The organism is Kluyvera sp. 1366, from assembly GCF_054823405.1.
The window spans coordinates 47,789-59,968 of record NZ_JBTRDW010000010.1 but is presented as its reverse complement, the minus strand read 5'-3'; the positions used below and the strand labels follow the sequence as shown (position 1 = coordinate 59,968).

The following is a 12,180-nucleotide window of genomic DNA, read 5'->3' as shown; positions in this document are numbered from 1 at the left end:
AAGGAATGCTGTCAGGCGCAGATCTCGACCTTGCCATCGCGAACGCGCACCGGATAGCTCGCCACCGAGCACGCTTCGTCTTCCAGACACAAGCCATCGCTCAGGCGGAAGCGCTGTTTCTTCAGTGGACTCGCCACCCACAGCGCCTGCTGGTGCTCCGCAATCAGACCGCGTGACAACACGCTGGCTTGGGCGAAAGGATCGATATTGCTCAAGGCGTAGAGTTGCTCATCGTCGTGCGGACGGAAGAGGGCAATCTGCTGGCCTTTGATCAGCGCACATATGCCGGTCGCAGGCAGAATTTGGCTGAGTTCACACACCGAATGCCACTGGCTCATGCGTCGATCTCCTCAATCAGAGTGACCGCAATGCGCTCGGCGGGTTGCGCCGGACGATGCTGATCGCGTTGGTTGATGTGCTGTACCAGCGGATCGCGGCGATCGCTGTTGATGAAAGTGCGGAAGTGACGCTGCTGCTGCGGATCCTGCAGCGTCGCGGTCCATTCACATTCCACTGCCGCGCGCAGACGCGCCAGCTCCGTTTCAAGCTGCGTATTCAGACCGAGTTTGTCATCAATAATCACGCTGCGTAGATAGTCAATGCCGCCTTCCATGCTTTCCAGCCACAGCGAGGTGCGCTGCAGGCGATCGCCGGTGCGGATGTAGAACATCATGAAGCGGTCGAGATAGTGCAGCAGCGTATCGCGATCAAGATCGGCAGCCAGCAAATCGGCGTGACGTGGCTTCATGCCGCCATTGCCGCACACATACAGGTTCCAGCCTTTCTCGGTGGCGATGATACCCACGTCTTTGCCCTGCGCTTCGGCGCATTCGCGCGTGCAGCCGGAGACGCCAAACTTCATCTTGTGCGGGGTACGAATGCCTTTGTAGCGATGCTCCAGCTCAATGCCGAAGCCGAGGCTATCGCCTACGCCAAAGCGGCACCAGACGCTGCCGACGCAGGTTTTCGCCATGCGCAGCGCTTTGGCATACGCTTGTCCGGTTTCAAAACCGGCAGCAATCAGCTGCGTCCAGATCGCCGGCAGATCGTCGCGCTGTGCGCCAAACAGGCCAATACGCTGCGAGCCAGTGATTTTGGTGTAGAGATTGTACTGGCGCGCCACGGCGCCAATCGCCATCAATCCTTCCGGCGTGATTTCGCCTCCGGCCGAGCGCGGGATCACCGAGTAAGTACCGTCTTTCTGAATATTGCCGAGGAACAGATCGTTGCTGTCCTGCAGCGGTGCGAGCTGTGGCTTCAGCACATATTCGTTCCAGCAGGAAGCCAGCAGTGAACCAACCGTCGGTTTACACACCTCGCAGCCGTAGCCCTGACCATATTTCGCCAGCAGCGCGTCGAACGATGTGATCTCTTCCACGCGAATCAGGTGATAAAGCTCCTGACGCGAATAGGGGAAGTGCGCACACAAATGATTGTTCACTTCGATGCCCTGACGGCTCAATTCAGCGTTCAGCACCTGAGTAATCAACGGAATACAGCCGCCGCAGCCGGTGCCGGCGCGGGTTTCGGTTTTCAGTGCCGCGACGGTGTGGCAACCGCCTTGCACCGCTCTGACGATATCGCCTTTGCTGACGTCGAAGCAGGAGCAGATTTGCGCGCTGTCCGGCAGCGCATCAGCGCCCATTACCGGTTTCTCGCCGCTGCCCGCAGGCAGGATCAGCAACGCCGGATTTTCCGGTAGCGCGATGTTATTCAGCGCCAGCTGCAGCAGATTGCCGTAATCGCTGGTGTCACCGACCAGCACCGCGCCCAGCAGCGTGCGGTTATCTTCGCTGACGATCAGGCGCTTATAGATATTTTTCTGCTCATCGAGCCACACGAAGCTGCGCGCGCCCGGCGTGCGGCCATGCGCATCACCAATGCCACCGACATCAACGCCCAGCAGTTTCAGCTTGGCGCTCATATCTGCTCCGGCAAACGCGTTGTCGCGGCCAACCAGCCGATCGCTGGCGACCTGCGCCATTTTGTAGCCCGGCGCGACTAAGCCATAAATACGGTTCTGCCAGGCGGCACACTCACCAATGGCGAAGATATCCGCATCGCTGGTCTGGCAATGATCGTCAATGGCGATACCGCCGCGCGCGCCCAGCTGCAGGCCGCACTGTTTGGCCAGCTTGTCTTGCGGGCGAATGCCGGTGGAGAAGACGATAAAATCGACATCCAGCGCGCTGCCGTCAGCAAACTCCAGCGTTTTACCGCCTTGCGCGTGATGGACGATCTGCTGGGTGTTTTTGCCGGTGTGAACGCATACGCCCATCTGCTCGATCTTACGACGCAGCTGCTCGCCGCCTTGCGGATCGAGCTGTTCTGCCATCAGCACCGGCGCGAACTCAATGACGTGGGTTTCGACGCCGAGGTTTTTCAGCGCGCCTGCCGCTTCCAGTCCCAACAGTCCGCCGCCAATTACCGCGCCGCGTTTGCTGCGGCGTGAACAGGCTTCAATGGCGTTGAGATCTTCAATGGTGCGATAGACATAGCAATCACTGCCTTCCGCGCCGGTAATCGGTGGAATCCACGGATAAGAGCCGGTGGCGAAAATCAGCGTGTCGTAATGCACCGCGCGACCGCTATTCGAGTGAATCAGTTTTTCATCGCGGTTAATGGTGATGGCGCGTTCGCCGAGCAGCAGCTTTACCTGATGCTTTTCGTAATACCCTTCGCGAACCAGTGAGAGTTCTTCGGCGGTGTGATGGGAAAAATAGGCGGAAAGGTGGACGCGGTCATAGGCGACGCGGGGTTCTTCACAGAAAACGGTTATCGCAAACTGATTAGATTCATCTTTATCGATAAGTTCTTCTATAAAGCGGTGGCCGACCATGCCGTTGCCAATAATAACGACACTGTGCTTGCTCATGCTTGCCTCAAAAATTGCGGTATCTGCGCCTACCTTAGCGCGGCGCTTTTGGAACTTATTGATATACATCAAGCGCACCCTTATATACCTATTTCGAGTTATGCAACTGATTTTGAACGAATTAGTTAAGTGGCTTATTTGGTTGATAATTACCTAATCATTTCTTCGCCGCACATTCCGTAGCGGCACGATTCATCGCGCAATAAATTGCACCGCTACGGAATGTGCCCGCGGTGACAGGCTTTTTCATGCTAGCTTTAGGTTTTGTGTTTTACAGGAGTACGGCATGGCCAACCCGTCACTGAAGTGGATCAACAACCTGCGCTTAGCGGGCCAGCAAGGCTTGTGGCAGATCGAAATCGCCAACGGCAAGATTGCGCAGATTCGCCCGCAGCCGCCGCAAACTGCAGCCCAGCCTGACGCGCTGGATGCGGAGGGCGGACTGGCGAGCGCGCCGTTTATCGAGCCGCATATTCACCTCGATACCACGCAAACCGCTGGCGAACCCGCCTGGAACCAATCCGGCACGCTGTTTGAAGGCATCGAGCGCTGGGCGGAGCGCAAAGCGCTACTGAGCCATGACGACGTGAAACAGCGCGCGCAGCAAACCCTGAAGTGGCAAATCGCCAACGGGATTCAGCATGTGCGGACTCACGTCGATGTCTCCGATCCCACGCTGACCGCGTTAACAGCGATGCTGGAGGTGAAAGCGGAAATGGCGCCGTGGATCGACATCCAGATTGTGGCGTTTCCGCAGGAAGGGATTCTCTCTTATCCGAACGGCGAAGCGTTGCTGGAAGAGGCGCTGCGCATGGGCGCGGATGTGGTGGGCGCGATTCCGCACTACGAATTTACCCGCGAATACGGCGTGGAGTCGCTGCATAAAACCTTTGCGCTGGCTAATCGCTACGATCGGCTAGTGGATGTGCACTGCGACGAGATCGACGATGAGCAGTCGCGCTTTGTCGAAACCGTGGCGGCGCTGGCACACCGCGATGGCAACGGCGAGCGCGTCACCGCCAGCCACACCACGGCGATGCACTCCTACAACAATGCCTACACGTCGCGGCTGTTCCGTCTGCTTAAGCTCTCAAATATCAACTTTGTCGCCAATCCGCTGGTGAATATCCATCTGCAAGGGCGCTTTGATAGCTATCCGAAACGTCGCGGCATCACGCGGGTGAAAGAGCTACTGGAAGCGAATATCAACGTCTGCTTTGGCCACGATGATGTGTTCGATCCCTGGTATCCGCTCGGCACTGCCAGCATGCTGCAGGTGCTGCACATGGGATTGCATGTCTGTCAGCTGATGGGTTACGAGCAGATTGATAATGGATTGCAGCTGATTACCGCCAACAGCGCCAAAACCCTGCAGCTGGCGAATTACGGTATTGAGGCAGGTAATGATGCCAGTCTGATTATTCTGCCGGCGGAGAGTGGATTTGATGCGGTGCGGCGTCAGGTGCCGGTGCGTTATTCAGTGCGTAAAGGTGTGTTGGTCGCTGCGACGCAGCCCGCCAGCAGCGAGATCTATTTAGCGGGAAAAGAAGCGGTAACCTTCAAACGTTGAAGAGCAGGGCGGACTGCGGTCCGCCCGTCAAACTTAGTGGGTGACGTGACCGTGCTGGCGATGTTTGGTCACAAAGCCGAGCAGAACACACATCACAAACACCACGGCGTACAAACCGTTAGCCGTTGAGAGCGCAGCATGTGCGCCACCTTGCGCCACGATTGGGCCGGTTACCACGAAGGTCAACATGGTGCCGACGGTGCCGCAGGTCAGGATGAAGTTCACCAGCTTCGGTGAAGAGACTTTGGTTTGCAGCGATCCCAGCGTGATGATGGTGGTGTAAATCGCGCTGGAGCTGAAGCCCAGCGTCATGATGATCCAGTGCAGCATGCTGGCGTCTTTGGAGGTGACGAACCAGTACATCAAGCCGGTTGCCAGCGCCGCCAGCACCATCAGGATGCGCTGCAGATCGAAGAAGCGCAGCACGAAGCTGAACACCCACATGCCGACCATGTACGCGGTCCAGAAGTTACCCACCAGCTGACCGGCAGCGGCGATATCCATGCCCATCGATTTGGTAGCGTATTCCGGCACCCACGAGATGAAGCCGAGCTGGCCGAGGATATAGCAGAGTGCTGCAATCGACAGGAACAGCACGCCGATGCCCCATTTCTCTTTCTCAACGCCTGGCTTAGCGGTTTCGCTTTTCAGCACCGGGAACTCAATGAACAGCGTCAGCACAAAGATCGCGACATAAATGATGCCGATGCAGGCGTAAACCCAATACCACGGCAACGCGCGCGCCAGCAAGATTCCGGCGATGATCGGGAAGATGGTGCCCGCCATGCTGAAGAACGAATCGGTAAACAGCAGACGTGCGCCGCGCTGACGGCCATCGTACAGATGGGTGATCAGGAAGGTACCGATCGACATCGTGATGCCGCTGACGACGCCGAGGATGAACATGCACAGCGAGAAGACGGTGAGATCGTGGCTGGTCATCAGGCCGGCAACGGCGAGGATCATCAGCACAAAGCCAAAGATCAGCTGGCGCTTCAACGGCACAATCACCATCAGCCAGGCGTTCAGGAACACCGACACCAAAATGCCCGCATTGAGGAATGTGAAGGTGTTGCTCATTTCTGAAATAGGGCGCTGGAAATACTGCGCGATATTGTCCAGCACCATACCGGTAACGATCACCAGTGCGCCGGTGAGCGCATAGGAGAAATAGCTAATCCAGGTAAGGCCAATGCGATTACGGTTTGTCATGTTCTGAACCTGTTAAGCGCCGAAGGTGGCAAAAAGTGTCATGAATTGTAAGTGTTGCTGTGATCTTAATAAACAACGAGTGTAACAAGGCGGAAATATTTCATTGAGAGTGTGATTTTCATCACGCAAATGATTGCGTGGCGGCAAAAGTATGACAATAGCAACATCCGCGTAAATATCGGTAAAACGCTGGCTCTTGGATCACATGCTCTTTACAATCAATCTCGTTTTTGAGCTAGCTCTCCATGGTAAGGAATCTTTCATGCTTAAACGTACTTTGACAGCGGCGGTTGCCCTGTTAGCGCTCTCTTCCGTATCGTCTGCCGCGCTCGCCGCAAAAGGCGATCCTCATGTGCTGCTCACCACCTCTGCGGGCAATATTGAACTCGAACTGAACAACCAGAAAGCCCCGGTTTCGGTGAAAAACTTCGTTGATTACGTCAACAATGGTTTCTACAACAACACCATTTTCCACCGCGTTATTCCTGGCTTTATGATTCAGGGCGGCGGTTTCACTACCGACATGCAGCAGAAGCAAACGGTAGCGCCGATCAAGAACGAAGCCGACAACGGCTTGCGTAATCTGCGCGGCACCATTTCGATGGCGCGTACCGCAGATAAAGACAGCGCCACCAGCCAGTTCTTCCTCAACGTAGCCGATAATGCGTTCCTCGATCACGGTCAGCGTGATTTCGGCTATGCGGTATTTGGTAAAGTTGTGAAAGGCCAGGATGTGATCGACAAGATTGCGCAGGTCCCTACCAAAGATGTGGGACCGTACCAAAATGTGCCGTCAAAACCGATTGTTATCCTCTCCGCCAAAGTCCTGCCTTGATTCTGAAACGCGCCATTTTCGCATGGCGCGTCATTGGCTCTCCGGCAAAGCAAAAAATTGCTGCTTATACTTAGGGCTCATTGCTTGCCGGAGGCGCTATGACTAGCAAACTCACTGAGAAACAGAAAGCCACTTTGTGGCAGCAGCGCCGTGCTGCGAGCTACCAGGCCAGCTGTCGACTGGCCGGATATACCTATAGCGAAGCTCTTATCGATGCCGAACATGCTGAGGAGCGACTCGAGTCGCTGAGGAGGCAATATGGTGGATAACAGCTTAGCGGTACGCGATCCCTATTTGTGGCACAACGACAATGTGTTGAAGAATCGCCTCGATATTCATGATGAAGCCCAGCTGCGCAAAGCGGAACTGGCTTTCAGCACCGCGCGCCTGGCGACGCTAGAACTTGGCCAGCGCAGCATCGGGTTGCCACGTCTTTGCCATATTCATCGCACGCTGTTTCAGGATCTCTACAGCTGGGCGGGAGAATTGCGCACCATTGATATCTGGCGCGATGAAACGCCGTATTGTCATTGCGAATACATCGAGAAAGAGGGCAACACGCTGATGCAGGCGCTGGAGGAAGAGCGCGGCCTGGCTGACCTTGAGCAGGAAGCCTTCGTGGCGCGTATCGCACATTACTATTGTGAGATCTTCGTGCTGCATCCGTTCCGCGCCGGCAATGGCCGCGCGCAGCGCATCTTCTTCGAGCAGTTGGCACTGCATGCCGGGTATCAGCTTTCGTGGGAAACACTCGAACGCGATGCGTGGCGCGCTGCGATCTCGGCGGGCGTCGCCGGCGATCTGGCACCGCTTACCGCGCAGTTTGCGAAAGTGGTGAGCCCGGCGAAGGTTTTACAGTAACACTTCAAGCCCGTGTTTTTGCACCACGGACAACAGCTTAAGAGAGATTCCGCCGGGGCGTTTAGCCCCGGTTTCCCATTTCTGCACGGTTGACACACTGGTGTTGAGATAGCGGGCAAAAACCGGCTGACTAACATTCAAATTCTCGCGCAAGTTCTTAATCGCCTGCGCATCGAGCGCGGCGACATCGCTCAGGCAACGTTCATCAAAATCACGCATGCTCTGTTTGCTGATGGCATCTACTTCAAACAATCCGGATGCCGCGCTGTGAATGGCTGCAAAAGCCGGACTTTTAAATTTACGCGTTATGGTCATGACACATCTCCACTAACTCCCGAACGGCGAGCAGCCGATTCAGAGTCTCATTCGAAATCAGCGAGTATTGTTTTGCCAGCTCACGAAAGCCCTCAAGTTCGCTTTCACTCAGGTTGCTCTGATCCTGTTTGGCAAATAAAAAGGTATAAATCCAGTTTTTACCCCCTTTGGCCAGAATGATGGCGCGATCGCGATTTTGCTGCAGACGCTTTTTAAATACGCCACCACCCAAATCATCGGCACAACCCAGTTTTACTGCTGCAATTGCCCGACAAAGTTCTTTATCGCCAATGAGATGCCGACGGGCTTGCTTACTGAACCATTTGGTTTTGAATACTCGCGTTGTAGCTGACATAGTCACTCTCCAAAATATAGCACTGGGTGCGAGAGTAATCAGAATCTTTTTCGTCAGCTAGCGGGTATTAAGATTGAAGGTGTTAACATGGCTTTTTTGCGACCTTTCTTGCGCTAGTTGCCGCAATGACACACTGCTACGACCTACTATGCTGCTGCTAATCGATAACTACGACTCCTTTACCTGGAATATCTACCAATACTTCTGCGAGCTGGGCGCGGATGTGCGTGTGGTGCGCAACGACGCCATTACGCTGGATGAAATGGCAGCGTTGCCGCTGACGCATCTGGTGATTTCGCCGGGCCCATGTACGCCGGATCAATCTGGCATCTCGCTCGCGGCTATTCGCCATTTTGCCGGGCGCTTGCCGATCCTCGGCGTTTGCCTTGGACATCAGGCGATTGCGCAAGCCTATGGCGCGCAGGTGGTACGCGCGCGGCAGGTGATGCATGGCAAAACCTCGCTGATTCAGCACACCAACCAAGGTGTGTTTCGTGATCTGAATAATCCGCTTACCGTGACCCGCTATCACTCATTAATTGTGGCGCGCGATACGCTGCCCGCTGAGTTTGAAGTCACCGCGTGGAGCCTGCGCGACGGCCAGCCGGATGAGATCATGGGCTTCCGCCATCGCAGCTTGCCGCTGGAAGGCGTGCAGTTCCATCCGGAAAGCATCCTCAGTGAGCAAGGGCATCAGCTGCTGGCTAATTTCCTCAACGCGTAACTTATGTTTGCCTTCGTGTGACTTTTTATGCATATTTTGTGATTATAATTTCACATCAGCTCAACAAATAACCCGATGAGGTCGTCAATGGCAGCGGAAAAACTAGCGGTAACCCGGGAAACGTTCGATAACGTAATTTTGCCTGTTTATGCACCTGCGCAGTTTGTGCCGGTAAAAGGCAAAGGCAGCCGAGTGTGGGATCAGCAGGGCAAAGAGTATATCGATTTCTCTGGCGGTATCGCGGTGACTGCATTGGGCCATTGTCATCCGGCGCTGGTGGAAACGCTGAAAACGCAGGGCGAAACGCTGTGGCACACCAGCAACGTGTTCACCAACGAACCGGCGCTGCGTCTGGCGAGTAAACTGATTGCCGCGACCTTTGCCGATCGGGTGTTTTTCGGTAACTCCGGCGCGGAAGCCAATGAAGCGGCATTCAAGCTGGCGCGTTATTACGCCTGCAAAAAACACAGCCCGTTCAAAAGCAAAATTATCGCCTTCCATAACGCTTTCCACGGTCGCACGCTGTTCACCGTGTCGGTGGGTGGCCAGCCGAAATATTCTGATGGCTTCGGTCCAAAACCGGCGGATATCGTACATGTGCCGTTCAACGATCTTGATGCGGTGAAAGCGGTGATTGACGACCATACCTGCGCCATCGTGGTCGAGCCGATTCAGGGCGAAGGCGGCGTGATGCCGGCTACGCCAGAATTTATGCAAGGCCTGCGCGCACTCTGTGATGAACATCATGCGCTGTTGGTGCTGGATGAAGTGCAGAGCGGCATGGGACGCAGCGGCAAACTCTTTGCGTATGAACATTACGGTATCAAGCCCGATATCCTCACCACCGCCAAAGCGCTGGGCGGCGGTTTCCCGGTGAGTGCGATGTTGACCACCAACGAAATCGCCTCAGTAATGGCGCCGGGCGTGCACGGCACCACTTACGGCGGCAATCCGCTGGCGTGTGCCATCGCTGAAACCGCGCTGGACATCATCAACGCGCCAGAAGTGCTGGAAGGTGTGGAAGCGCGTCGTCAGCAGTTTGTTGAAGCGCTGCAAGCCATCGACAGCAAATTCGCTATCTTCAGCGAGATTCGCGGCAAAGGTCTGTTGATTGGTGCCGCGCTGAAGCCGCAGTTCGCCAGCAAAGCGCGTGACATCCTCAACGCTTCCGCCGCGGAAGGGCTGATGATTCTCACCGCCGGTACTGACGTGATCCGTTTTGTGCCGTCGCTGGTGATTGAACCGACCGATATCGCCGAAGGCATGACGCGTTTCGCCAGCGCGATTGAGAAGGTGCTGGCCGCTTAATCCGCTTTCGGACGTAACACCTTGAGCCAGCGGCCATGATGCGGTCGCTGGCTCCACGCCAGCGAAGAGATGGTGTGCATTACGCTGAGGTGCTGCAAGATCCGCTTCACATGCTGTTCGACAATCGTCACCGGCCCTTCATTAAGATTCTCCGGCGCTTCCAGAATATTGCTGTCGTTGCCCGGACCGTCATACGCCAGCCGCTGCTGACAACGCTGCAGCGCGATTTCACAGGATTGCAGATAACCTTCTGCCAGCTTCGATGTCAGCATGGTGTGCTCGCGCGCCAGAATCGTCATGGCATTAATATGCTCGACGATGAACTGACTGTGCGTAACCCACATGCGCATATCTTTCAGATATTGCAGGTTAAAGCCCGGCTCGCTCGATGCCTGGTTCAATGAGTTGAACAGCGCGTTGTGCGCCTGATTAACCTTTATGCGCTGATAAGCCAGTTTATCGGGCGACTGTTCCGGCCCCAGCAGCAGTTGCAGCGCCTCCTGATAGGCTTCCAGCGCATCATGCGCGTTCTTGCGCAGCAGCCCGCTTTGCCACTGCGGCCACAGCCAAATCATCCCGGCGAAGGCAATTAAACAGCCCATCAAGGTATCCATCATGCGCGGCAGCAGAAACTGTGCGCCGTTCAGCGACAGCAATTGCAGCGAATACACCGCCGTGACGGTAAAGCCAATCATCGACCAGCCATAATATTTCCGCGTGATCAGATAGCTCGCCAGCGTAATCCCCAGCATAAACAGCAGCGTGATCGATTCCGGCACCGCCAGCTGCAGCGACGCGGCGGCGATCAGCAATCCGGCGAAAGTACCCAGCGCACGGTGCTGAATACGCACGCGCGTGGCGTTGTAACCGTTCTGGCTGACGAACATGATGGTCATCAGAATCCAGTAAGGTTTGGGGATGTTAAAGAACAGCGCCAGCGAGCTGCCAAACATCAGCATCACAGCGAAGCGGGCTGCGGTGCGTAACGCGGTGGATTTGAATGACAGATAACTGCGCAGCGCCGGCAACAGCGGCAAACGGCGCTGGCGATCGGCCATCAGGTCACGCGTGTAGAGCGGCTTCTGCGTACGCAACACGCGGGCGATGCGACTGAAGTGATACAGGCAGAAGTTGCCGACCGGATTATCCGGATGCTGGCGTGCAATTTTCTCCAGCGCGCCGAGCTGTTTCTCCATGTGAAAACGGTCCGGCAGCTGATGGTAGAGAATCGCATCCGCCAGCACGCGCAGCCGCGCCGAGATAATCTTGGCGTTCCAGCGAATCACCGCTTCGGCGTGGCTCTCCTCAACCAGCTTCTGCACCTCTTCGGGCTGATGCAAACTCACGGAGATGTGTTCCTGTAAATCCAGCGCCACCTGGAAAGCGCGCGTCAGGCGTTTGTGGCTGTTATCGCGGCTCGCCGACAGCATATGCATTTGCTGATAACAGGTGGTAATGAGGTCGACCGCCTTTTGCTGGCGCGCCAGCAGCGGCGGCAGCGCTTTCTCCGGATCGGTCAGCTGCGTCAGTAAGGTGTATTTGGCATCGCAGTAATCCGCCAGCTCGCGGAACAGCAGGCTGAGCGATTCGCGCATCGGCTGCTCTTTCCACAGCCAGAACCAGAACCAGTTGAACAAGCCGTACCACAGCGTGCCGCCAATATAGAGCAGCGGCGGCACCCATATCGGCATGCGTCCCACTAAGCTGAGCGTAAAGATGGCGGCGATGAGTGTGGCGGGCAGCAGGCGCGCGTGCAGCGGGCCGATTTCGCCGGTTACGCCAATCAGCAGCGGCAGCGCCAGTAAAATCAGCGGCAGCGGTATCTGGTAAGCGGTGAGGATTTGCATCAGGAAACTGCCGGTGGCAAACAGCGAACCACCCACAATCAGGCGTTTGAAGAAGCGTTTGTGCGGCGTATCCAGTCCCGCCATGTTGCAGCAGGCGGGCACTAACGAGAACAGCAGACCTTTTTGCAGATCGCCAAACAGCCAACCGAGAGCCACAGGCAGGCACAGCACCAGCGTTTGCCGCAGCGCATAGTTAACTTCGGGATGATAGATGATTCGGCGCCACATCAGCTCATCGCAAATAGAAACGGCGCGATGTTGCCATCACGCCGTGGGTG

General features: G+C 55.9%; 12 protein-coding genes. 6 read left to right on the top strand and 6 right to left on the bottom strand.

All coding sequences use genetic code 11. The features are described 5' to 3' along the window. Positions 1-11: 11 nt before the first annotated feature. Together nirD and nirB are read right to left on the bottom strand one after the other, a co-directional pair. A complete protein-coding gene (gene nirD, locus ACVLVH_RS20615; protein ID WP_192414860.1) occupies positions 12-338 on the bottom strand; it encodes a nitrite reductase small subunit NirD in 327 nt (108 codons plus the stop codon). Further along, positions 335-2,875, bottom strand: a complete 2,541-nt coding sequence (gene nirB, locus ACVLVH_RS20610; protein ID WP_192414863.1) for a nitrite reductase large subunit NirB — start codon at positions 2,873-2,875, stop codon at positions 335-337. Before nirB ends, nirD begins: the two co-directional genes overlap by 4 nt. Before the next feature lie 286 nt (positions 2,876-3,161). On the opposite strand from nirB, the gene ACVLVH_RS20605 reads away from it, so the two are divergent. After that, positions 3,162-4,445, top strand: coding sequence for a cytosine deaminase (locus ACVLVH_RS20605; protein ID WP_312464255.1), 1,284 nt, complete (start codon positions 3,162-3,164; stop codon positions 4,443-4,445). Positions 4,446-4,478: 33 nt separating this feature from the next. Here the strand turns inward: ACVLVH_RS20605 and tsgA are convergent, their stop codons facing one another. Continuing rightward, positions 4,479-5,657 carry an MFS transporter TsgA gene (gene tsgA / locus ACVLVH_RS20600; protein WP_312464256.1) on the bottom strand — a complete coding sequence of 393 codons (1,179 nt, stop codon included), beginning with the start codon at positions 5,655-5,657 and terminating at the stop codon, positions 4,479-4,481. Positions 5,658-5,919: 262 nt separating this feature from the next. Between tsgA and ppiA the strand changes: the two genes are divergently transcribed. From ppiA to ACVLVH_RS20585, 3 genes are all read left to right on the top strand, one after another. Continuing rightward, positions 5,920-6,492, top strand: a complete 573-nt coding sequence (ppiA, locus tag ACVLVH_RS20595; RefSeq protein ID WP_008101803.1) for a peptidylprolyl isomerase A — start codon at positions 5,920-5,922, stop codon at positions 6,490-6,492. A gap of 98 nt (positions 6,493-6,590) precedes the next feature. Further along, positions 6,591-6,761: a YhfG family protein gene (locus tag ACVLVH_RS20590; protein ID WP_101762654.1), complete on the top strand. Its 171-nt coding sequence runs from the start codon at positions 6,591-6,593 to the stop codon at positions 6,759-6,761. Then, positions 6,751-7,353, top strand: a complete 603-nt coding sequence (locus ACVLVH_RS20585; protein WP_192236990.1) for a putative adenosine monophosphate-protein transferase Fic — start codon at positions 6,751-6,753, stop codon at positions 7,351-7,353. The genes ACVLVH_RS20590 and ACVLVH_RS20585 overlap by 11 nt, the downstream gene beginning before the upstream one ends. Here the strand turns inward: ACVLVH_RS20585 and ACVLVH_RS20580 are convergent. Next, positions 7,345-7,668: a helix-turn-helix domain-containing protein gene (locus tag ACVLVH_RS20580; protein ID WP_192236991.1), complete on the bottom strand. Its 324-nt coding sequence runs from the start codon at positions 7,666-7,668 to the stop codon at positions 7,345-7,347. The genes ACVLVH_RS20585 and ACVLVH_RS20580 overlap by 9 nt on opposite strands. After that, positions 7,652-8,023 carry a type II toxin-antitoxin system RelE/ParE family toxin gene (locus ACVLVH_RS20575; RefSeq protein WP_498950003.1) on the bottom strand — a complete coding sequence of 124 codons (372 nt, stop codon included), beginning with the start codon at positions 8,021-8,023 and terminating at the stop codon, positions 7,652-7,654. The genes ACVLVH_RS20580 and ACVLVH_RS20575 overlap by 17 nt, the downstream gene beginning before the upstream one ends. A gap of 148 nt (positions 8,024-8,171) precedes the next feature. On the opposite strand from ACVLVH_RS20575, the gene ACVLVH_RS20570 reads away from it, so the two are divergent. After that, entirely contained in the window at positions 8,172-8,747 is a 576-nt protein-coding gene (locus ACVLVH_RS20570; RefSeq protein WP_192414869.1) for an aminodeoxychorismate synthase component II, read from the top strand. Between the two features lie 87 nt (positions 8,748-8,834). Further along, a complete protein-coding gene (gene argD, locus ACVLVH_RS20565; protein ID WP_192414871.1) occupies positions 8,835-10,055 on the top strand; it encodes a bifunctional acetylornithine/succinyldiaminopimelate transaminase in 1,221 nt (406 codons plus the stop codon). Here the strand turns inward: argD and ACVLVH_RS20560 are convergent. Further along, positions 10,052-12,130, bottom strand: a complete 2,079-nt coding sequence (locus ACVLVH_RS20560) for a YccS/YhfK family putative transporter (RefSeq protein ID WP_110867606.1) — start codon at positions 12,128-12,130, stop codon at positions 10,052-10,054. The two genes, argD and ACVLVH_RS20560, sit on opposite strands and share 4 nt — an antisense overlap. Between the last annotated feature and the right edge of the window lie 50 nt (positions 12,131-12,180).

Excerpts from the sequence above, each read along its gene's own strand:
- ACVLVH_RS20560 (WP_110867606.1), bottom strand. The coding sequence starts at position 12,130 with ATGTGGCGCCGAATCATCTATCATCCCGAAGTTAACTATGCGCTGCGG.
- ACVLVH_RS20585 (WP_192236990.1), top strand. The coding sequence starts at position 6,751 with ATGGTGGATAACAGCTTAGCGGTACGCGATCCCTATTTGTGGCACAAC.
- nirB (WP_192414863.1), bottom strand. The coding sequence starts at position 2,875 with ATGAGCAAGCACAGTGTCGTTATTATTGGCAACGGCATGGTCGGCCAC.
- ACVLVH_RS20580 (WP_192236991.1), bottom strand. The coding sequence starts at position 7,668 with ATGACCATAACGCGTAAATTTAAAAGTCCGGCTTTTGCAGCCATTCAC.
- nirD (WP_192414860.1), bottom strand. The coding sequence starts at position 338 with ATGAGCCAGTGGCATTCGGTGTGTGAACTCAGCCAAATTCTGCCTGCG.
- ACVLVH_RS20570 (WP_192414869.1), top strand. The coding sequence starts at position 8,172 with ATGCTGCTGCTAATCGATAACTACGACTCCTTTACCTGGAATATCTAC.
- ACVLVH_RS20605 (WP_312464255.1), top strand. The coding sequence starts at position 3,162 with ATGGCCAACCCGTCACTGAAGTGGATCAACAACCTGCGCTTAGCGGGC.
- ACVLVH_RS20575 (WP_498950003.1), bottom strand. The coding sequence starts at position 8,023 with ATGTCAGCTACAACGCGAGTATTCAAAACCAAATGGTTCAGTAAGCAA.
- tsgA (WP_312464256.1), bottom strand. The coding sequence starts at position 5,657 with ATGACAAACCGTAATCGCATTGGCCTTACCTGGATTAGCTATTTCTCC.
- ppiA (WP_008101803.1), top strand. The coding sequence starts at position 5,920 with ATGCTTAAACGTACTTTGACAGCGGCGGTTGCCCTGTTAGCGCTCTCT.
- ACVLVH_RS20590 (WP_101762654.1), top strand. The coding sequence starts at position 6,591 with ATGACTAGCAAACTCACTGAGAAACAGAAAGCCACTTTGTGGCAGCAG.
- argD (WP_192414871.1), top strand. The coding sequence starts at position 8,835 with ATGGCAGCGGAAAAACTAGCGGTAACCCGGGAAACGTTCGATAACGTA.